The organism is Aeromonas sp. S9(2024) (assembly GCF_041403185.1).
Classification (GTDB): Bacteria; Pseudomonadota; Gammaproteobacteria; order Enterobacterales; family Aeromonadaceae; genus Aeromonas; species Aeromonas enteropelogenes.
The window spans coordinates 155,420-176,575 of record NZ_JBGLRE010000007.1; the positions used below are offsets into that span (position 1 = coordinate 155,420).

The 21,156-nt window shown below is 61.0% G+C and carries 19 protein-coding genes; 11 read left to right on the plus strand and 8 right to left on the minus strand.

All coding sequences use genetic code 11. The features are described from left to right. Position 1 precedes the first annotated feature (1 nt). The 11 genes from murD to mutT all read left to right on the plus strand — a co-directional run bounded on the left by murD (position 2) and on the right by mutT (position 13,728). Entirely contained in the window at positions 2-1,285 is a 1,284-nt protein-coding gene (murD, locus tag ACB028_RS13270) for a UDP-N-acetylmuramoyl-L-alanine--D-glutamate ligase (RefSeq protein ID WP_371144472.1), read from the plus strand. After that, positions 1,282-2,463 carry a cell division protein FtsW gene (gene ftsW / locus ACB028_RS13275; protein ID WP_371144473.1) on the plus strand — a complete coding sequence of 394 codons (1,182 nt, stop codon included), beginning with the start codon at positions 1,282-1,284 and terminating at the stop codon, positions 2,461-2,463. Before murD ends, ftsW begins: the two co-directional genes overlap by 4 nt. Next, a complete protein-coding gene (gene murG / locus ACB028_RS13280) occupies positions 2,463-3,545 on the plus strand; it encodes an undecaprenyldiphospho-muramoylpentapeptide beta-N-acetylglucosaminyltransferase (protein ID WP_371144474.1) in 1,083 nt (360 codons plus the stop codon). Before ftsW ends, murG begins: the two co-directional genes overlap by 1 nt. Positions 3,546-3,656: 111 nt before the next feature. Continuing rightward, positions 3,657-5,111: a UDP-N-acetylmuramate--L-alanine ligase gene (gene murC / locus ACB028_RS13285; protein ID WP_371144475.1), complete on the plus strand. Its 1,455-nt coding sequence runs from the start codon at positions 3,657-3,659 to the stop codon at positions 5,109-5,111. A gap of 98 nt (positions 5,112-5,209) precedes the next feature. Then, the gene (locus ACB028_RS13290; protein ID WP_371144476.1) at positions 5,210-5,962 is read left to right on the plus strand and encodes a cell division protein FtsQ/DivIB; all 753 of its coding nucleotides are present in this window, start codon (positions 5,210-5,212) and stop codon (positions 5,960-5,962) included. Beyond that, on the plus strand, positions 5,943-7,202 hold the full coding sequence (gene ftsA / locus ACB028_RS13295) for a cell division protein FtsA (RefSeq protein WP_026456699.1): 1,260 nt from the start codon (positions 5,943-5,945) through the stop codon (positions 7,200-7,202). Before ACB028_RS13290 ends, ftsA begins: the two co-directional genes overlap by 20 nt. A 39-nt stretch (positions 7,203-7,241) precedes the next feature. Then, on the plus strand, positions 7,242-8,393 hold the full coding sequence (gene ftsZ, locus ACB028_RS13300) for a cell division protein FtsZ (RefSeq protein ID WP_026456700.1): 1,152 nt from the start codon (positions 7,242-7,244) through the stop codon (positions 8,391-8,393). Between the two features lie 99 nt (positions 8,394-8,492). Further along, the gene (gene lpxC, locus ACB028_RS13305) at positions 8,493-9,416 is read left to right on the plus strand and encodes a UDP-3-O-acyl-N-acetylglucosamine deacetylase (RefSeq protein ID WP_026456701.1); all 924 of its coding nucleotides are present in this window, start codon (positions 8,493-8,495) and stop codon (positions 9,414-9,416) included. Positions 9,417-9,556: 140 nt separating this feature from the next. Beyond that, positions 9,557-10,462 (plus strand): M23 family metallopeptidase, encoded by a 906-nt coding sequence (locus tag ACB028_RS13310; protein ID WP_042025086.1) that lies wholly within the window; start codon positions 9,557-9,559, stop codon positions 10,460-10,462. Positions 10,463-10,521: 59 nt separating this feature from the next. Beyond that, the gene (gene secA / locus ACB028_RS13315; RefSeq protein WP_042070818.1) at positions 10,522-13,242 is read left to right on the plus strand and encodes a preprotein translocase subunit SecA; all 2,721 of its coding nucleotides are present in this window, start codon (positions 10,522-10,524) and stop codon (positions 13,240-13,242) included. Positions 13,243-13,332: 90 nt separating this feature from the next. After that, positions 13,333-13,728, plus strand: a complete 396-nt coding sequence (gene mutT, locus ACB028_RS13320) for an 8-oxo-dGTP diphosphatase MutT (protein ID WP_026457309.1) — start codon at positions 13,333-13,335, stop codon at positions 13,726-13,728. A 62-nt stretch (positions 13,729-13,790) separates the two neighbouring features. On the opposite strand, the gene yacG is transcribed toward mutT, so the two are convergent. The 8 genes from yacG to nadC all read right to left on the minus strand — a co-directional run bounded on the left by yacG (position 13,791) and on the right by nadC (position 21,154). Then, complete coding sequence (yacG, locus tag ACB028_RS13325; RefSeq protein WP_268855569.1) at positions 13,791-13,985, minus strand: DNA gyrase inhibitor YacG; 195 nt, start codon at positions 13,983-13,985, stop codon at positions 13,791-13,793. A gap of 9 nt (positions 13,986-13,994) precedes the next feature. Continuing rightward, positions 13,995-14,717 (minus strand): cell division protein ZapD, encoded by a 723-nt coding sequence (zapD, locus tag ACB028_RS13330; RefSeq protein WP_201980463.1) that lies wholly within the window; start codon positions 14,715-14,717, stop codon positions 13,995-13,997. A 37-nt stretch (positions 14,718-14,754) separates the two neighbouring features. Continuing rightward, positions 14,755-15,369, minus strand: coding sequence for a dephospho-CoA kinase (gene coaE, locus ACB028_RS13335; protein ID WP_371144477.1), 615 nt, complete (start codon positions 15,367-15,369; stop codon positions 14,755-14,757). A 3-nt stretch (positions 15,370-15,372) separates the two neighbouring features. Continuing rightward, entirely contained in the window at positions 15,373-16,248 is an 876-nt protein-coding gene (locus ACB028_RS13340; protein WP_371144478.1) for an A24 family peptidase, read from the minus strand. Between the two features lie 66 nt (positions 16,249-16,314). Next, positions 16,315-17,556, minus strand: coding sequence for a type II secretion system F family protein (locus ACB028_RS13345; RefSeq protein ID WP_026456598.1), 1,242 nt, complete (start codon positions 17,554-17,556; stop codon positions 16,315-16,317). 221 nt (positions 17,557-17,777) lie between these two features. Next, positions 17,778-19,484 carry a PilB family type IVa pilus assembly ATPase TapB gene (gene tapB, locus ACB028_RS13350; RefSeq protein ID WP_042070810.1) on the minus strand — a complete coding sequence of 569 codons (1,707 nt, stop codon included), beginning with the start codon at positions 19,482-19,484 and terminating at the stop codon, positions 17,778-17,780. Positions 19,485-19,487: 3 nt separating this feature from the next. Then, complete coding sequence (locus ACB028_RS13355; protein ID WP_371144479.1) at positions 19,488-19,922, minus strand: prepilin-type N-terminal cleavage/methylation domain-containing protein; 435 nt, start codon at positions 19,920-19,922, stop codon at positions 19,488-19,490. Between the two features lie 374 nt (positions 19,923-20,296). Continuing rightward, positions 20,297-21,154 (minus strand): carboxylating nicotinate-nucleotide diphosphorylase, encoded by an 858-nt coding sequence (gene nadC, locus ACB028_RS13360; RefSeq protein ID WP_371144480.1) that lies wholly within the window; start codon positions 21,152-21,154, stop codon positions 20,297-20,299. Between the last annotated feature and the right edge of the window lie 2 nt (positions 21,155-21,156).

The window sequence follows — 21,156 nt, forward strand, 5'->3', positions numbered from 1 at the left end:
CATGGTCATCATCATCGGATTGGGTAAAACCGGACTCTCCTGCGTCGATTACTTCCTCGGTCGTGGCGTCACGCCGCTGGTGATGGACACCCGCGCCAACCCGCCGGGCAAGGATCAGCTGCCGCCCGAGGTGGAGCTGGTCCAGGGGCTCGATGCAGAGCGGCTCAAGCAGGCGCACATGATAGTGGCGAGTCCGGGCATCGCGCTGGCGACTCCCGAGCTGAAAGCCGCTGCCGAGTGCGGCGTGCAGATCATCGGCGACATCGAGCTGTTCGTGCGCGACACCGAAGTGCCGGTGATCGCCATCACCGGTTCCAACGGCAAGAGCACGGTGACTACCCTGGTGGGCGAGATGATCGCCGAGGCCGGGCTCAAGGTCGGTGTGGGCGGTAATATCGGCACACCGGCACTGGAGCTGCTCAAGCAACCGATGGATCTCTGCGTACTGGAGCTCTCCAGCTTCCAGCTGGAGACCACCTACAGCCTGCGCGCCGCGGCCTCCGTGGTGCTCAACCTCTCCGAAGATCATATGGATCGCTATCAGGGGATGGCCGACTATCGCGCCGCCAAGATGGAGATCCATCAGCACTCCCAACACATTCTGGTCAACCGTGACGATGCCCAGACCCTGCCCGATGTGGGTCAGGTGTGGCAGAGTTTCGGCCTCGACTGCAACGGCTACGGCCGCTGCCTGCTGGATGACCGTCAGTGGCTCACCCTCCATGGTGAGCCCCTGCTGGCGGTCGACGAGATGAAGATTGTCGGTGCCCACAACCAGGCCAACGCCCTGGCCGCCATGGCCCTGTGCGATGCGGTCGGCATCCCCCGCGATGCCCAGCTCGCCGTGCTGCGCCGCTTCGAAGGTTTGCCGCACCGTGCCCGCTTCGTGCGCGAGGTGAACGGGGTACGCTGGATCAACGACTCCAAGGCCACCAACGTGGGGGCGACCCTGGCCGCTGTGGCCGGGGTGCGCGAATCCGTAAAAGGGCGTCTGCTGCTGCTGGCCGGTGGCCAGGGCAAGGGGCAGGATTTCGGCCCCATCCAGGCGCTGCTCGGCAACCAGATCGATCACATGTACTGCTTCGGTCAGGATGCCGAGGTGCTGCTGGCCCTGGGTGAGCAGACCGAGCGGGTGGCGGACCTTGAAGCCGCCGTCGCCAAGGCGGCCGCCGATGCCAGGCCCGGTGACTGGGTGCTGCTGGCGCCCGCCTGCGCCAGCCTGGATCAGTTCAAATCCTTCGAAGTGCGTGGCGACCGCTTCACCGAAATGGTGATGGCCCTATGAACGCCCTTCGCGCAGTCGCAGGCCTGTTCCAGCGCTGGTTGTTGCCGGCGCGACCCGCCGGTCTCTACGATCGGCAGCTGGTACTGCTGGCGCTGTCGCTGATGGCGGTCGGGGTGGTGATCGTGGCCTCAGCCTCGATCCCGGAGGGGATTGCCCTGGGCGATGATCCCTTCATGTTCGTCAAGCGTCACGGCATGTTCCTGGTGATGGCGCTCGGTATCTCCTGGTTTGTGTTGCAGGTGCCCATGGCGCGCTGGCAACAGCACAACGGTCCCATGCTGTTGCTGGCCATCCTGTTGCTGGTGCTGGTGCTGCTGGTGGGGCGCAACGTCAACGGTGCGGTGCGCTGGCTGCCGCTCGGACCGTTCAACCTGCAGCCTGCCGAATTCGGCAAGCTGGCGCTGTTCGTCTATCTGGCGGGCTACCTGGTGCGTCGCCAGAACGAAGTGCGCGAGGCCTGGCTCGGCTTCTTGAAACCGCTGGCGGTGTTCGGGGTGCTGGCCATCCTGTTGCTGTTGCAGCCGGATCTGGGCTCCACCGTGGTGATGTTCGTCACCTCGTTCGGCATGCTGTTTCTGGCCGGCGCCAAGCTGTGGCAGTTCATGATCCTGATTGGTGGCGGTTTGGGGGGCGTGATCCTGCTGATCATCGTCGAGCCCTACCGGATGCGCCGGGTGACCTCCTTCATGGATCCCTGGGCCGATCCGTTCGGCAGCGGCTACCAGCTGACCCAGTCTCTGATGGCGTTTGGCCGTGGCAGCTGGCTCGGCGAGGGGCTTGGCAACTCCATCCAGAAGATGGAGTACCTGCCGGAGGCCCACACCGACTTTGTGTTTGCGATTCTGGGTGAAGAGCTGGGCTATATCGGCGTGCTGGGCGCCCTGTTCCTCATCTTTGCCCTGGCGGTCAAGGCGCTCAAGCTGGGTCATCGCGCCCTGCAGGCCGACCGCCTCTATGACGGCTATCTGGCCATCGGCATCGGTATCTGGTTCAGCTTCCAGACCTTCGTCAACGTCGGCGCCGCCAGCGGCATGATGCCGACCAAGGGGTTAACCCTGCCGCTGGTCAGTTACGGCGGCTCCAGTCTCATCATCATGACGGTGGCGGTGAGCATGCTGATAAGAATCGATTTTGAATTGCGCCAGGCGACTGCCCAGGCGCGCGTGCGGGAGGTTTAGTGAGCAAGACGCTGTTGGTGATGGCAGGTGGTACCGGGGGCCATGTGTTCCCCGGTCTGGCCGTGGCCGATCGATTGAAGGAACAGGGCTGGACCATCCACTGGCTCGGTACCGCCGACCGGATGGAGGCCGAGCTGGTGCCCGCCCATGGCTACCCCATCTCCTTCATCGATATTCAGGGGGTACGTGGCAACGGCATCAAGCGGCTGCTGGTGGCGCCCTATCGCATCATCAAATCCATCCTGCAGGCGCGCCGGGTGCTCAAGACGGTGCGCCCTGACGTGGTGCTCGGCATGGGCGGTTTTGCCTCCGGCCCGGGTGGTGTGGCGGCCTGGCTCGCCGGCATTCCGCTGCTGCTGCACGAACAGAACGCCGCTGCCGGCATGACCAACAAGCTGCTTGCCCGCATCGCCAGACGCGTCTTGATGGCCTTCCCCGGGGCTTTTGCACCGAACCGGCGCACCGCCGTGGTCGGCAATCCGGTGCGCCCCGAAGTAGTGGCGCTGCCGGATCCCGAACTGCGCAGTGACAGCGAACCGCTGCACCTGCTGGTGGTTGGCGGCAGCCTGGGGGCCCGGGTGCTGAACGAGCAGGTGCCCGCCGCGGTGGCAGCTGCCGGCATCCCCATTGCGGTGCGCCATCAGTGTGGCAAGGGCAATGGCGAGGCGGTGAGCGCGGCCTACGCCAAAGAGGGCCTGACCGCCGACGTGAGTGAATTTATCAAGGACATGGCGGGTGCCTATGCCTGGGCCGACCTGGTGGTCTGCCGGGCGGGGGCCCTGACCGTCTCCGAAGTGGCTGCTGCCGGTGTAGCCGCCATTTTCGTGCCGCTGCCCCATGCGGTGGACGATCACCAGACCCGCAACGCCCTGACCCTGGTCGACGGCGGTGCGGCTGAATTCCTGCCCCAGTCCGAGCTGACCACGGCCTCGCTGGCTGCGCGCCTCTCCTGGCTGGCAGGGCGCAGGGAAACCCTGTTTAACATGGCCCAGGCCGCCCGTCGCGTCGCCATTACCGATGCGGCAGAGCGGGTTGCGGATGAATGCAAACGGCTCGCCACCAAACAGGGCGAGCACGCGTGATGAACAAGATTGCACGGACCGAGTCGTGCCGTGCGATCCCCGAATATAGCGATGCCGCCGGGCGGGTTGCCGGTGAATGCAAGTGGCTTGCGGCAGAATAAAGAGACGATTATGACCAAGGTTGAACTGGCAAAACTGCGTACCGTTATCCCCGAAATGCGCCGCGTGCGTCGCATCCACTTCATCGGCATCGGTGGTGCCGGCATGGGGGGGATTGCCGAGGTGCTGGCCAATGAGGGCTATCAGGTCACGGGTTCCGACCTGGCACGCAATGCAGTGACCGAGCGGCTGGCGTCGCTGGGTGCCCACATCTTCGTCGGCCACAGCGCCGAGCACGTCGCCGGAGCGAGCGTGGTGGTGGTCTCCACCGCCATCAAGCAGGACAACCCCGAGCTCCTGGCGGCCCGCGAGCTGCGCATCCCCGTCGTGCGCCGTGCCGAGATGCTGGCCGAGCTGATGCGTTTCCGCCATGGCATCGCCATCGCCGGTACCCACGGCAAGACCACCACCACCAGCCTGGTGGCGAGCATTTATGCCGAGGCGGACCGGGATCCGACCTTCGTCATCGGCGGCCTGCTCAACAGCGCCGGCACCAATGCACGCCTGGGCAGCAGCCGTTACCTGATCGCCGAAGCGGACGAGAGCGACGCCTCCTTCCTGCATCTGCAACCCATGGTGTCCATCGTGACCAACATCGAAGCGGATCACATGGACACCTACGGCGGCGACTTCGCCAAGCTGAAGGCCACCTTCATCGAGTTTCTCCACAACCTGCCTTTCTACGGACTGGCGGTGGTTTGCATCGATGATCCGGTGATCCGCGGCCTGCTGCCGGAGATTGCCCGTCCGACCCTGACCTATGGCCTGTCGGACGATGCCGACGTCCAGGTGCTGGATTTTGTCCAGACCACCAATCACAGCTGCTTCCGGGTACGCCGCAAAGAGGCGGGTGAGCTGCATGTCACCCTCAATCTGCCGGGGATCCACAACGCCCTGAACGCTGCGGCGGCGATAGCTGTCGCGACCGAGGACGGGGTGAGCGACGAGGCCATCATCCGGGCGCTGGCCAAATTCGAGGGGGTGGGCCGCCGCTTCCAGCAATATGGCGAGTTCGAGACCGGTCGTGGCAAGGCGATGTTGGTGGACGATTACGGTCACCATCCGAGCGAAGTGAAGGTGACCATTAACGCGGCTCGTGCCGGCTGGCCCGAGAAGCGACTGGTGATGGTGTTCCAGCCACACCGCTATACCCGCACCCGCGATCTCTACGAAGACTTTGCCGATGTGCTCTCCAAGGTCGATGTGCTGGTGATGCTGGAGGTTTATGCTGCCGGCGAGGAGCCGATCCCCGGCGCCGATGGCCGAGCCCTGTGCCGTTCCATCCGCTCTCGTGGCAACCTGGAACCCATCTTTGTGGCCACGCCGGATGACGTGCCGGCGGTGCTGGCCGACCTGGTTGGCGAGGGGGATCTGGTGCTGACCCAGGGGGCCGGCAACGTCGGTGCCCTGGCACGTCGTCTCGGTGAGATGAAATTGAGCATAGAGAGCATGAAATCTGGTGCTTGAGGGCCCAATGAGTATTTTGACCGCCAAGCCGGGGCCTATATAATGGCGAACCGGTCTGCCAAAAGGCCGGTTTAGCGCGTTACACGGGGATCGATCGGGTGGAGTCAAGGGCACAGGGGCGCACCAAGGGTGGCTTCATCGCAGGAGTGGCGTTTTTCCTGCTGGTGATATGGGGCTGCTACCGGACGGCGCTGGATGTTAAAGGTTGGCTGACTGACGCCAATCGGTTGCCCATGAGCGAGTTGTTGCTGCAGGGGCAACATCAGTATTTGCAGACAGAGGAGTTGCGGCAGGCCGTGCTGGATGGTGCCGAGTCGCGCAACTTCTTCGAGCTGGATGTGAACGAATTGCAGGGGCGGTTGAATGCCCTGCCGTGGGTGGCCTCGGTGTCGGTCCGCAAGAAGTGGCCGAACAAGATCAAGGTCTACCTCACCGAACAGGATGTGGCGGCGCGCTGGAATGGCAACCGCTTCGTCAATATCCAAGGCAAGGTGTTCAGTGCTCCGGATCGGGTCAAGGTAGCGCTGATGCAGCTGTCAGGACCGGATGACCAGGCGGCCCGGGTATTGAAAGAGAGCCGGCAGTACGAGTCGCAACTGGCTGCCAAAGGATACAAGTTGCTGGGAGTGAATCTGACTCCCCGCCATGCCTGGGAACTGACCCTGGATGGCAATATCAAGCTGTTCCTCGGACGCAACGACATCGCGCTCCGGTTGCAGCGGTTTATCGATGCCTTCCCGGTGATCGAACCCCGTTCGCAGGTTGCGTACGTGGATCTTCGATACGACACCGGAATGGCGGTTGGCTGGAAGAAGAGCGAAGAGAAAGTGCATGACCAACACCGCAGATAGGAATTTGATTGTCGGACTGGATATCGGCACTACCAAGGTGGCGGTTCTGGTCGGGGAAGTATTGCCGGACGGCGAACTGAACGTCATCGGCATGGGCAGTCACGCATCCCGCGGCATGGAGAAGGGCGGGGTCAACGATCTCGACTCCGTGGTCAAGTCTCTGCGTCGTGCCGTGGAAGAGGCCGAGATGATGGCCGACTGCCAGATCAGCTCGGTTTACCTCGGTCTGTCCGGCAAGCATATCGATTGTCGCAACGAGACCGGCATGGTGCCCATCTCCGACGAGGAGGTGACCCAGGAGGATGTGGACAACGTGATCCACACCGCCAAATCGGTGCGTCTGTCTGACGAGCTGCGGGTGCTGCACGTGCTGCCCCAGGAGTTCGCCATCGATTACCAGGAAGGGATCAAGAACCCGGTCGGCCTCTCCGGCGTGCGGATGGCGGCCAAGGTTCATCTGGTGACCTGCCACAACGACATGGCTCGCAACATCGAAAAATGCGTGGAGAAGGTAGGTCTGCGGGTAGATCAGCTGATCTTCTCCGCCCTGGCCTCCAGCTATGCGGTGCTGACCGAAGACGAGAAGGAGCTTGGTGTCTGCGTGGTGGACATCGGCGGTGGCACCATGGACATGTCGCTGTTTACCGGCGGTGCCCTGCGTCACACCAAGGTGATCCCGTATGCCGGCAGCACTGTCACCAGCGACATCGCTTACGCCTTCGGCACACCGCCGCTGGACGCCGAGGCGATCAAGGTGCGCTACGGCTGCGCCCTCGGCCGACTGGTCAGCAAGGAAGACAATATTGAAGTACCCAGTGTCGGCGGCCGTCCGGCGCGCAGCCTGCAGCGGCAGACACTGGCTGAAGTGATCGAACCCCGTTACACCGAGTTGCTCTCCATGGTGAATGACGAGCTGGTGCGGGTACAAAGCGAATTGAAAGCGCAAGGGGTCAAGCATCAGCTGGCTGCCGGTGTGGTTCTGACCGGTGGTGCGGCCCAGATCGAAGGCGTGGTGGAGTGCGCAGAGCAGATCTTCCAGTGCCAGGTCCGGGTGGGTGAGCCCATGAATATACGTGGTTTGAGCGATTACGTGCAGGCGCCTGTCTACTCGACTGCGGTCGGGTTGTTGCAGTACGGCCGTACTCATCAGGCGACAGGTAGCAACAAAGAATATGCCGCCAAGGCAAGTGTCGGTGGTCTGGTCAAACGGGTCAGCAACTGGCTGCGTGGCGAGTTCTAAGAATTTTGCTGAAGTCAGCAAATAAAGCGGAGAGACGATATGTTTGAATTCATGGATAGCCATACTGACGAAGCCGTCATCAAGGTGATCGGTGTCGGTGGCGGCGGTGGCAACGCCGTCGAGCACATGGTGCGTCAGAACATCGAGGGCGTAGAGTTCATCACGGTGAACACCGACGCCCAGGCACTGCGCAACTCCAGTGCCAACACCACCCTGCAGATCGGCGGTGGCATCACCAAGGGTCTGGGCGCTGGCGCCAACCCGGAAGTGGGTCGTGACGCCGCCATGGAAGACAGGGAAGCGCTGCGTGAGCTGCTGACCGGTTCCGACATGGTCTTCATCGCGGCCGGCATGGGCGGCGGTACCGGTACCGGTGCTGCGCCGATCGTGGCCGAAGTGGCTCGCGAGATGGGCATCCTGACCGTGGCGGTGGTTACCAAGCCGTTCTCCTTCGAAGGGAAGAAGCGGATGGGCTTTGCCCAGCATGGTATCGAAGAGCTGTCCAAGAATGTCGACTCCCTGATCACCATCCCCAACGACAAGTTGCTGAAGGTGCTGGGCCGCGGTATCTCCCTGCTGGACGCCTTCAAGGCTGCCAACGACGTGCTGCTGGGCGCGGTACAGGGCATCGCCGAGCTGATCACCCGTCCGGGCCTGATCAACGTCGACTTCGCGGACGTCCGTACCGTCATGCGCGAAATGGGTACCGCCATGATGGGTACCGGTTCCGCCTCCGGTGACGATCGTGCCGAAGAAGCGGCAGAGAAAGCCATCTCCAGCCCGCTGCTGGAAGACGTGGATCTGGCCGGTGCCCGTGGCATCCTGGTCAACATCACCGCCGGCATGGACATGACCATCGAAGAGTTCGAGACCGTGGGTAATGCGGTCAAGGCCTTCGCCTCCGAGAACGCCACCGTGGTGGTGGGTACCGTAATCGACCCGGAAATGCACGACGAGCTGCGTGTGACCGTGGTGGCCACCGGTATCGGTGCCGAGCGCAAGCCGGACATCACCCTGGTCAAGAGCAGCCAGGTGCAAGAGCGCCCGGTGCGCCAGCCGTTGGTCAGCGACATGATGCAGGGCCGCGTGATGGAAGAGGCGCCGGCCAAGGTGGTCAACGCCGAGCCGCAGGCTCGTCGCGAACCGGATTATCTGGATATTCCGGCGTTCCTGCGCAAGCAGGCTGACTAAGCCTCTTATGGGGCTGGTTTGTTTGTTGCTTAAGGAATGTGCTAAGATGGCCTGCCAACGACCATCTGGTCCGGATTTTAAGCTGTTTAGGGTACACCCATGATTAGACAAAGAACCTTGAAAACGAGTGTACAGGCGACTGGCGTCGGCCTGCATTCGGGCCGGAAAGTCACCATGACATTCCGTCCGGCTCCTGTGAACACAGGGATCGTTTACTTGCGTACCGACCTGAATCCTGTGGTGGAGCTGCCAGCCAATGCCGATCAGGTGCGCGATACCGTACTCTGTACCGCACTGGTCAACGAAGCCGGTGTCCGTGTCTCTACTATTGAGCACCTCTCCGCAGCCCTTGCCGGGATGGGGATCGACAACCTCTACGTCGAAGTTGACGCACCCGAGATCCCGGTGATGGACGGCAGTGCACACCCCTTTATCTACCTGTTGCAGGAAGTCGGGGTCCGTGAACAGAATGCGGCCAAGCAGTTTGTGCGGATCAAGAAGAGCATCCGGGTTGAAGACGGCGACAAGTGGGCGGAATTCCACCCCTATCGCAACGGCTTCAAGATGGATCTCGAGATCGATTTCCAGCACCCGGTGTTTGAAGGGCGCAACCAGCGTTGCGTACTGGACTTCTCCGGAGCCTCCTTCGTGAAAGAGATCAGCCGTGCCCGTACTTTCGGGTTCATGCGTGATATCGAGTACCTGCGTTCCCAGAACCTGGCGCTGGGCGGAAGCTTGGAAAACGCCGTGGTACTGGATGACTACCGGGTGCTGAACGAAGATGGTCTGCGCTACGAGGACGAGTTCGTGAAGCACAAGATGCTGGATGCGATCGGTGACCTCTACATGTGCAACCGCAGCATCATCGGCGAATTCCGTGCCTACAAGACCGGCCATGCCCTGAACAACAAGCTGCTGCGCGCCTTGCTGGCCGAGCAGGAGGCGTGGGAACTGGTGACCTTCGAAGGCGAGGGCGACAAAGCGCCTATCGCTTACTACGACAACGGTCTGGTTCTGGCCTGATAGCTGTGCAACGGAACGTCGGTCCTCTCTCCGCACCGACGTTCCGTCATTTGTTTACTCCATCCTTCAATACCGATTATCTCCCGGTTTTATTTCCCGTGCAGTCCCTGGACCGTACCTGACCGAGCAGACAGATTTCTATGAGCATTACCCTGATCCTCCACGGCAAGCAGCGACGCAAGTTGCACGTACCCAAACAGCGTCTGGCCTGGGTCGGCGGTATCATTTTCTCCCTGTTGGCCCTTGGTGGCGGCTGGCTCTGGCAGAGCTGGCAGCAGAAAATGGACGCGCTGGAACTGGCGCTGGCCATGGCCGAGCAGCAATCCGCCAAACAGAGTGGCGACGAAGCCCGTGAACAACTTGCCATGCTGGCGGCCCAAGTGGGCACCATGCAGGGGCAGCTGGGGCGCCTCAATGCCCTCGGTGAACGTCTGACCGAGCAGGCAGACCTCGATCCCGAGGAGTTCAATTTCAAGGAACTGCCCCCCATGGGCGGTCCTTCCTACGATGAAGATCTGGAAGTCAGCCTCAATGAGCTGCAGGACTCCATGAAACACCTCAGCCAGCAGCTCAGCAGTCGTGAAGAGCAGCTGTCGGTACTTGAATCTTTCATCATGAATCACCATATAACCGATGCCGGTTTCATCTCCGGCACGCCGGTCCAGCAGGAGCGGGTCTGGGTGTCGTCCGGCTTCGGGGGACGGGTCGACCCGTTCAACGGTCGGGCCAAGATGCACAAAGGGGTGGATTATCGTGGCAAGGTGGGCACCCCCATCCTGGCCACGGGCCCGGGTGTGGTGAGATGGGCCGGTCGTCATCCGGAGTTTGGCAACATGGTGGAGATCAACCACGGCAATGGCCTGGTGACCCGCTATGCCCACAACTCCAAGTTGCTGGTCGAAGTTGGTACCCTGGTCGATCAGGGTCAGAAGATTGCCTTGATGGGGCGTACCGGTCGCGCGACCGGCGTCCATCTGCATTACGAAGTGTTGAAAGACGGTCGTCAGGTCAACCCCGCACGCTTTCTGAGTGCCAGCCGGGGTTAGGTTTTTTTCTTCAGGTTCCAGTGACGGAACGCTTTTATAACCAGAAATAGTTGGTACCCATGATTAGCACACTGCTTACCAAGATTATCGGCAGCCGGAACGACAGAACGCTCAAGGCTTTGCGCAAAATTGTAAAACAGATCAATGCGATGGAGCCGCAGTTCGAGGCGCTGTCCGACGCCGAACTGCAGGCAAAGACCGCCGAGTACCGTCAGCGTCTGGAGCAGGGCGAGACCCTGGAGCAGCTGTTGCCGGAAGCGTTTGCCACCGTGCGCGAAGCCTCCAAGCGGGTATTTGGCATGCGCCACTTCGACGTACAGCTGATCGGCGGCATGGTGCTGAACTCCAACCGCATCGCCGAAATGAAGACGGGTGAAGGTAAAACCCTGACCGCCACCCTGCCGGCTTATCTGAACGCACTCTCCGGTCGCGGCGTGCACGTGGTGACGGTGAACGACTATCTGGCCAAGCGTGACGCGGAGGCGAACCGCCCGCTGTTCACCTTCCTCGGCATGACGGTGGATTGCAACGTGCCGGGCATGGATGCATCCCAGAAGCGCGATGCCTACGCTGCCGACATCACCTACGGTACCAACAATGAATTCGGTTTCGACTACCTGCGCGACAACATGGCCTTCTCGCCGGAACAGCGCGTGCAGCGTCCGCTCAACTACGCCCTGGTGGACGAAGTGGACTCCGTGCTCATTGATGAAGCCCGCACCCCGCTGATCATCTCCGGCCCGGCCGAAGACAGCTCCGAACTCTACATCCGCGTCAACAAGCTGATCCCGCTGCTGGTCAAGCAGGACAAGGAAGACACCGAAGAGTACACAGGCGACGGCCACTATACGGTGGACGAGAAGAACCGCCAGGCGCTGCTGACCGAGAACGGCCAGATCTTCGTGGAAGAGCTGCTCAAGAAAGAGGGGCTGCTCGACGAAAACGACTCCCTGTTCTCCGCCTCCAACATCAGCCTGCTGCACCACGTCAACGCCGGTCTGCGTGCCCATACCCTGTTTGAGCGCAACGTGGATTACATCGTCCAGAAGGACGAGATCGTCATCGTCGACGAGCATACCGGCCGTACCATGCCGGGTCGTCGCTGGTCCGATGGCCTGCACCAGGCCGTCGAGGCGAAGGAAGGGGTCAAGATCCAGAACGAGAACCAGACCCTGGCCTCCATCACCTTCCAGAACTACTTCCGCCTCTACAACAAGCTGGCGGGCATGACGGGTACCGCCGATACCGAAGCCTTTGAATTCCAGCAGATTTATGGCCTGGATACCGTGGTAATCCCGACCAACAAGCCGATGGTGCGCAAGGACATGGGCGATCTGGTCTACCTGACCGCCAATGAGAAATACGCTGCCATCATCGACGACATCCGTGGCTGTGTCGAACGGGGTCAACCGGTACTGGTGGGTACCGTCTCCATCGAGAACTCCGAGCTGCTCTCCGGTATCCTGACCAAGGAGAAGATCCCGCACAAGGTGCTGAACGCCAAGTTCCACGCCATGGAGGCGGAGATCGTTGCCCAGGCTGGCCAGTCCGGCGCCGTGACTATCGCCACCAACATGGCCGGTCGTGGTACCGACATCGTGCTGGGTGGCAACTGGCAGGCTGAGATCGCCGCGCTGGAGAACCCGACCGACGAACAGATCCGTGAGATCAAGGCAGCCTGGCAGGCGCGTCACGACGCGGTACTGGCCGCTGGTGGTCTGCACATCATCGGCACCGAGCGCCACGAGTCCCGCCGTATCGACAACCAGCTGCGCGGCCGTTCCGGTCGTCAGGGTGACCCGGGCTCCTCCCGCTTCTATCTCTCCATGGAAGATACCCTGATGCGGATCTTCGCCTCCGATCGCGTGACCGGCATGATGAAGAAGCTGGGTATGGAGCAGGGCGAAGCCATCGAGCACCCCTGGGTGACCAAGGCCATCGAGAACGCCCAGCGCAAGGTGGAAGGTCGCAACTTTGACATCCGCAAGAGCCTGCTCGAGTTTGACGATGTGGCCAACGACCAGCGCAAGGTGGTCTACGAGCAGCGCAACGAGCTGCTGGATACCGATGACATCTCCGAGACCATCCACGTGATCCGCGATGACGTCTACAACAACGTGATCGACGAATATATTCCGCCCCAATCTCTGGAGGAGATGTGGGACGTGGCCGGCCTGGAAGCGCGCCTCAAGGGGGACTTCTCCCTCGACTTGCCGCTGGTCAAGTGGCTGGAAGAGGACGACAAGCTCTACGAAGAGAAGCTGCGCGAGCGCATTCTGGACGAGGCCCGCAAGCTCTACGCCCACAAGGAAGAGCTGGTCGGCACCGCCGTGCTGCGCAACTTCGAGAAGGCCGTGATGCTGCAGACCCTGGATGGCCTGTGGAAGGAGCACCTGGCGGCCATGGATCACCTGCGTCAGGGCATCCATCTGCGCGGCTACGCCCAGAAGAACCCCAAGCAGGAGTACAAGCGCGAATCTTTCGATTTGTTCACCCAGATGCTGGAAACCCTCAAGCGCGACGTGGTCAGCATCCTGAGCCGAGTTCAGGTGCAGGAACGCGACGTGGAGGCGATGGAGGCCCAGCAGCGCCAGCAGGCTGAAGCTGCTCCCCGCACCTACACCCATGCCAGTGCCGAGAACCAGCTGGCGGGTGAAGAGGTGGCCTCCGACGAGGGTCACACCACCTTCGTGCGGGACGAGCAGAAAGTAGGTCGCAACGATCCCTGCCCCTGTGGCTCCGGCAAGAAGTACAAGCACTGTCACGGTCAGTTGACCTGATAACGCGCGATGCCATCACAAGGCGGGCCCAGTGCCCGCCTTGTTATTGATGAGGAACGCGCAGTGGCCGTATCTGACGAGGTAACCGAGATGGAACAGAAAAAACGGATCTGGGTGGCGGTGGGCGTCATCGAGAACGAGCGGGGCGAGATCTTCATCGCCAAGCGATCTTCCGACCGCCATCAGGGGGATCGCTGGGAGTTCCCCGGTGGCAAGGTGGAGTCGGGTGAAGACTTGCTCACCGCTCTGGACAGGGAGCTGTGGGAGGAGATCGGCATCCGGGTACAGGATTGCTCCCCCTTCATGGAGCTGCACCACGACTATCCCGAGAAGCAGGTGTTGCTGGATATCTGGAAGGTGACGCGCTTTAGCGGTGAGCCGTTCGGCAAAGAGGGGCAGGAGTGTCTCTGGGTGCCGGTGGCCGAGCTGCACAACTATCACTTCCCCGATGCCAATGGCCCCATAGTGGCGCGCCTGCAGGGCTGATCCCCTGATCCGGAAATGAAAAAGGGCCTTCAGGCCCTTTTTTGTATCTTGGCGGATGCTGCTTACAGCCAGCGGTCGCCCTCTTCCGGCTCCGGCAACAGGTCCGGGTTTGTCTCCCCCGGAATGCGCTTCTCTTCATCGGCCCATTCGCCGAGATCGATCAGCTGGCAGCGCTTGCTGCAGAAGGGGCGAAAGGGGCTCTGCGGGCCCCATTCCACTTCACTGTTGCAGGTAGGGCACTTGACCTTGGTGACCATGAGAACTCCTTAGCAGCAGGCTAGTTGGAACGGTACATCGCCAATCTGCTGCTCTGTGGTGGGCAGAAAACGTAGGGCGAAGCGATTCTTGTGACCGCTCAGGGTCGGGTAGCAGAGCAGATTGTCCGCCAGGCGGATGCGGATAAGCTCGGCGCTCTCGGCGGTGTCCTGGAAGAAGCCGTTGGTGGCCACCTGATCGCTGAAGCAGCCTGACTCGCGCCACAGGCGCAGCAGCAGGGAGATGGCATTCATCATCAGGGTGATGTCGCTGAGCCAGCCCTGCATCTGTTGATGGCGGCTGATGGCCGGGGTGGCGAGCCAGTGGTGCAGCTGCGGCACGTCGAAGGCGCACAAGCCACCCGGAATGGAGAAACGCTGGCGGATGGAGCCGAGCAAGCGATCTTCTTTCAGGCGGGCACCGGGGCGGGGGGCGTTCAGCAGGCTGCGGGAGAGCTGGCTGCACTCTTGCTGCATCAGCTTGACCTGCTCCAGATCCACGTCAGGCAAGTTGGCCCAGTGGCTCAGACGCTGGCTGAGGCGCTCCAGATCCTTGATAAGATCGGCCCGCAGATCGCCGCGCTCAAGCAACTCCTGCAGATCGAACAGCCCCTTGAAAAAGGCGATATGTGCCCAGGACTGGTCACTCTCCAGATTGTCGTGGATCTGGGAAAACAGGGATTCCAGACGCAGATAAGTCCGGCTTTTTTCATTGAGGGGGAAATCGTAAATCATGCCTAATCCTGGCCAGCCATAAACCGGCCTAGTGTACTCACTGTTGCCGGGCTTGTTGAGAGGCAAACGCCAGATATGTTTGGTGCAGGGCCAAAATTTGCGTTCTGATTGCCATTTTGTCCTCTGCCCGGTTGTCGAGTATGTCGTCGGCGACCGCGAGACGCTCATCCCGGCTGGCCTGAGCGGCCAGAATGGCCTGGGCCTGCTCCCGATTCACCCCATCCCGGCGACAAGTGCGTGCGATCTGGGTCGCTTCGTCCACGTCGATCACCAGCACCCGGTCTGCGAGCCCGGTGAGTCTGTTCTCCACCAGCAGGGGAACCACCAGCAGGCAATAGGGGGAACGGGCGGCGGCGCACTGGCGCTGCATCTCGCTGCGGATGAGGGGGTGAAGCAGGGCATTGAGCCAGGCCTTGGCATCGGGTTCGCTGAAGACCCGCTCGCGCAGCTGGCGGCGATCGAGCCGGCCATCGGAGGCGATGACATCCGGGCCAAAGTGGGCGGCGATGGCGGCAAGGGCCGGGGTGCCCGGTTCCACCACCTCGCGGGCGATGACGTCAGCGTCGATCACATCGATGCCGAGCTCGGCGAACTGGTTGGCCACCGTGGTCTTGCCGCTGCCAATTCCGCCGGTGATTGCGACTACATACATGGGTCAGAGCACCATTTCGAGATACCAGCGGGTGATGGTATCGCCCCACAGCAGGGCGATCCAGCCCGCGATGGCCAGATAGGGGCCAAAGGGAATGGGCTTGCCCTGATGGTGCTTGCGCAGCGCGATCAGCGTGAGGCCGATGATGGCGCCTACCAGGGAGGAGAGCAGCAGTATGATGGGCAGGGACTGCCAGCCCAGCCAGGCACCGAGCGCCGCCAGCAGCTTGAAGTCGCCATATCCCATCCCCTCCTTGCCGGTCAGCAGCTTGAATGCCCAGTAGAGGCTCCACAGCACCAGATAGCCGGCCATGGCCCCGATCACCGCGTCGGCCAGCGGTACAAAGCCACCCAGCAAATTGAACAGCAATCCGCCCCACAGCAATGGCAGGGTAAGCTGGTCGGGCAGCAGCATCTTGTCCAGATCGATAAAGGTGAGCGCCACCAGCACCCAGGTCAGCAGCAGGGCTGCCAGCACACCCCAGCCCGGCGTCAGGATCGTGGCTACCGCTACCGAGAGCAGGGCTGTCAGCAATTCCACCAAGGGATAACGGGCCGAGATGGGGGCCCGACACTCCCGGCAACGGCCCCTGAGCCAGAGCCAGCTCAGGAGCGGGATATTCTCGACGGCCGTGATGGCATGGCCGCAGTGGGGGCAGGCGGAACGCGGCACCATCAGGTTGTAGCGTTCAGCCGGATCGCTGTTTGGCGTTTGTGTCTCGAAGTAGCCGTGATATTCGGCCTGCCACTCCCGCTCCAGCATGATGGGGAGGCGGTGGATCACCACGTTGAGGAAGCTGCCGATCATCAGAGAGAAGAGAAAAACCAGGGAGAGATAGAGCCAGGGCAAGCCGTGCGCCAGCTCGATAAGAAGTGTCATAACCAACCGTCAGTCATCAAATGAAGGGAAGGGCATGAGCGGCCTTGGCCTGCATGCCCTCATGAATCAACCCACGACATCGCCAAGCTTGAAGATGGGCAGGTACATGGCGATCACCATGCCGCCGACCAGCACCCCGAGCACCACCATGATGAGGGGTTCCAGCAGGCTGGTGAGGCCATCCACCAGATCATCCACCTCCTGTTCGAAGATGGTGGCGACCTTGGAGAGCATATCATCGATGGCGCCGGACTCCTCGCCGATCATCACCATCTGGATCACCATGTCGGGGAAGAGATCCACGGTGCGCATCGCCACGTTGATTTGCATGCCCGCTACCACCTCGTTGCGAATGGCCATGACGGCAGTGCGATAGACATAGTTGCCGGAGGCCCCCGCCGCCGAGATGAGGGCATCCACCAATGGGATACCGGCCGAGAAGGTGGTCGAGAGGGTGCGGGCAAAGCGGGCCATGGCCGCCTTGTGCAGTATCATGCCGACCACCGGGATGGTCAGCACAAACTTGTCGGTGTTGTCTCTTACCTTTTGAGAAGCGCGCCAGGCGCGGACGTAGAGGAAGATGGCGAGCGCCGCCCCGCCGAAGAAGACATACCACCAGTTCTGCATGAAGCGGGAGATGCCGATGACGAACTGGGTGAAGATGGGCAGCTCGGCGCCGAAGCTCTTGAAGATGTCCTCGAACTGGGGAATGACGAACAGCAGCAGGATGGAGGTGACGACGATGGCCACCAGAATGACCATGGTGGGGTAGAACATCGCCTTCTTGATCTTGGACTTGAGCGCTTCCGACTTTTCCCGATAGGTGGCGATGCGATCATAGATGGTCTCCAGCGCGCCGGACTGCTCGCCCGCCTCCACCAGATCGCAGTAGAGGGCATCAAAGTAGCGGGGATGGCGGCGCAGCGCTTCCGACATGGGGGTGCCGGTCTCCACATCGGCGGCGACGATCCCCATCAGCTCGCGCATTGAGGCTTTTTCATGGCTGCGGGCGATGATCTGCAGGCTCTGCACCAGCGGTACGCCAGCGGAGAGCATGGTGGTGATCTGGCGCGAGACGATGGCGATATCCATCGGCTTGATCTTGGCGCCGCCTTTGGAGAACAGCCCCTGGGATTTCTTGGCCACTTTGGTGACGTTGACCCCCTGCTTGCGCAGCTCAGCCTTGACGGTGTTGATGCTGTCGGCCTGGAGTTCACCAGAGACTTTCTGGCCCTTGCGGTTGACCCCGCTCCAGCGAAACGCGAAGACTTTTTTGGGGGCATTATTCTTGTTGGTTAGCGTTGCCATCACTGCATCCTGCAATTGGGTCGGGCGTATGGTGTCTCACACCTCTTCGCCATTGACCTGGTCAAGGTCCCCGGTTGGCACTTGCCAGCGGGATACTGATTCGATGGGGGGCCATCTTGGCGCCTGTCCGATTTGCTCTCTGGCATCCTGTATTTATGACGCCTGCTTCCAGAAGGCGTTACGGCACGATCCGACATTGTCCGTAGAGGGGCACTCCTTAGTCAGTTGGTGGTGACCCGGTTCACTTCCGCCAGACTGGTAACGCCCAAACGAGCCTTCTCCAGCCCAGAGGTGCGCAGGGTCCGCATCCCCTCCTTCTGGGCGATGGCGGCGATCTGCAGCGAGTTGGCTCCCTGCATGATCAATTTTGCGATATTTTCCGACATCAACATGATTTCGTAGATGCCGACCCGTCCCTTGTAGCCGCCCGAGCACTCCTTGCAACCTACCGGTTTGAACAGCCGCAGCCCCGCCGCCAGTTGCTGCGGGGTAAAGCCCAGCTCCAGCAATTCGGCTTCCGGCACCACTTCAGGCGCCTTGCAGTGATCGCACAGCTTACGGGCCAGCCGCTGGGCCATGATCAGGGTCACCGAGGAGGCGATGTTGAAGGCCGGCACGCCCATGTTCATCATCCGGGTCAGGGTCTCGGCAGCCGAGTTGGTGTGCAGAGTGGAGAGCACCAGGTGGCCGGTTTGCGCCGCCTTGATGGCGATCTCTGCGGTCTCCAGATCCCGAATTTCCCCCACCATCACCACGTCCGGATCCTGGCGCAGGAAGGAGCGCAGGGCGCTGGCGAAGGTGAGTCCCGCCTTGGGATTGACCTGCACCTGATTGACGCCGGGCAGGTTGATCTCCACCGGATCCTCGGCGGTGGAGATATTCACCTCTGTGGTGTTGAGAATGTTGAGGCCGGTGTAAAGCGAGACCGTTTTGCCCGAGCCGGTGGGGCCGGTCACCAGAATCATCCCCTGGGGCTTGGAGAGGGCGCGCAGGTATTGCGCCTTCTGCCTGTCGTCAAAGCCGAGCTGCTCGATATTGAGCCGTGCTGCCGAGGAGTCCAGCAGACGGATAACGATCTTCTCCCCCCACATGGTGGGCAGGGTGTTGACCCGCATGTCCATCGACTTGTTGCGCGACAGCTTCAGCTTGATCCGCCCATCCTGGGGCAGGCGCCGCTCGGCAATATCGAGGCGCGCCATCACCTTGAGGCGGGCCGAGAAGCGGTTGGCCAGATTGACCGGAGGCGTGGCGATTTCGTGCAGGATGCCGTCGATGCGAAAGCGGATGCGGTACTTCTGCTCATAGGGCTCGAAGTGCAGGTCGGAGGCGCCGCGCTTGATGGCATCCATCAGGATCTTGTTGATGTACTTGACGATGGGGGCGTCATCGTCCGTGGTGTTGACACTCTCGTCGAGGCGGCTGCCTTCATCGGAGACCTCAAGATCCGAGATTTCGGACTCGTCGATCTCCTCCATGCCGAGTACGTCAGTCTCGTTTTCCAGTAGCTTGCCGATGGCGGTGGTGAGCTTGTTCTCTTCCACCAGCAGCGCCTCGGTATGAAGCCCGAAGCTGAAGCCGAAATCTTCCAGTGCCGACACATTGGTCGGATCCGACATGGCGATATAGAGGGTGTGGCCCTGGGTGTAGATGGGCAGCACATGGTGTTTCTCAATCAGCTTCTGATTGAGGTACTTCTGCGGGATCTCGGCCAGATCGAAGGCGGCAAGATCCAGTAGAGGTACCCCATACTCCAGCTCGCAGAAATCGGCCAACGCCTTGCTGTCGAGGATCTGGTTCTCCACCAGAAATGCCACGAAGGGTTTGCGCTGGGCCTTGGCCTGACTCAGGTAGCGCTGGGAATCCTCTTCACTGATCAACGAAGAGGCGGCCAGGCTTATCGCCAGGCCGCTATGGGGGCTAGAGGTCATGCGTTAGCATTTACCATCGGTCTTGCAAGAACCAGAAATGGTCCACAATACTTGCTGTCCTTCAGTCGCCAAGGTATTCGTGACCAAAGAATAAGTGGAACTATCTAAGTCAGTGCTGGCAGTAGCAAGTATAGTGACAACATTGCCTGTTGCAGTAACGCCTACACTCGCCAAATTTCCAGTGAGATCGGAAGCACCTGAAACCGCAGCTAAACCAGAAGCTGCACAGTCTGATGCGAGAGTACTTGTCCCCCCCGTGTGACCTTGTACGCATACTTCAACAGCAGTTTTAGCTGGTCCAGTCGCAGAGATTACTTCAGTGAATTTTGCGCGTTTTGTATAGCTTTGATATGCCGGCAATGCGATAGCAGCCAAGATGGCAACGATCGCGACCACGATCATCAATTCGATAAGGGTAAAGCCTGACTGTTTCTTCATTTTAAATATCCTTTTATCCATTGTTCCTGGGAAGTGACGGTGGAAAACTAACCACACGTCAATATCTTATCTGAGCGGATGGCGTTGGCAACAAGTGCGCAGGCCCGTCATTAAAGTTTTTGATCCAATCCTCTATTTGGGTGAAAAAAGAGCGAAAACTGACCTGTTTCTGCTTAATTGCCTCCCCCTTCTCTTGTTGCTGGTACGACATATAAAGAAAAGGCGCCGAGGGCGCCTTTTGCAAGTCGAGGGGCCGGTTATGTTGACGGGCCTCTCAATGAGTCTGTTTTAGCAGCCTTATCAAGTCATTACCTATAGAGGTGATGGCATCTGCCGGATATTCGGCTGGCGTAGCCGGAACGGTCACAATCCGTTCAGATAAAGCGCATGGAGAGATCCAGCGCCCGCACATGCTTGGTCAGCGCGCCCACCGAGATATAGTCCACTCCGGTCGCGGCAAACTCGGCCAGGGTCTCAAGGGTGACGTTGCCGGAGACCTCCAGCTTGGCGCGTCCCTGATTGATGGCGACCGCTTCGCGCATCATGGCCAAGTCGAAGTTGTCCAGCATCACGATATCGGCACCGGCGGTCAGTGCCTGCTCCAGTTCAGTCAGGGATTCGACCTCGACCTCCACCGGTTTGTCCGGATTGAGGCGACGAGCCTCCTGGATGGCGCCGGCGATGCCGCCACAGGCAAGGATATGGTTCTCCTTGATGAGGTAGGCGTCGAAGAGGCCGATGCGGTGGTTCTTGCCGCCGCCGCAAGTGACGGCGTACTTCTGGGCACTGCGCAAGCCGGGAATGGTCTTGCGAGTGTCGAGCAGGCGGCAGCCGGTCTCTTCCAGCTCGGCCACATAACGGGCTGTGAGGGTGGCGACGCCGGAGAGGGTCTGCACAAAGTTGAGGGCATTGCGCTCGCCGGTCAGCAGCAGACGGGCCGGACCATGGAGGCGGAACAGCTCCTGATTGGGGGAGAGGCGCTCGCCATCTTGCACCAGCCACTCCACCTTCACCTCGCCGCCGAGCTGGGTAAAGACTTCATCCACCCAGGGCTGGCCGCAGAAGACGCCGGCCTCGCGGGTGATAACCCGGGCGCTGGAGATGCGATCGGCGGGGATTAGCTGGGCCGTGATATCGGCGCTGGTATCCGGCTGGTCCAGCGTGGTGAGGGCATCGCCCAGATCTTCGAGTAGTGCGGCGCGCACGGCGCGGCTGACATCCTGTTGAAACATGC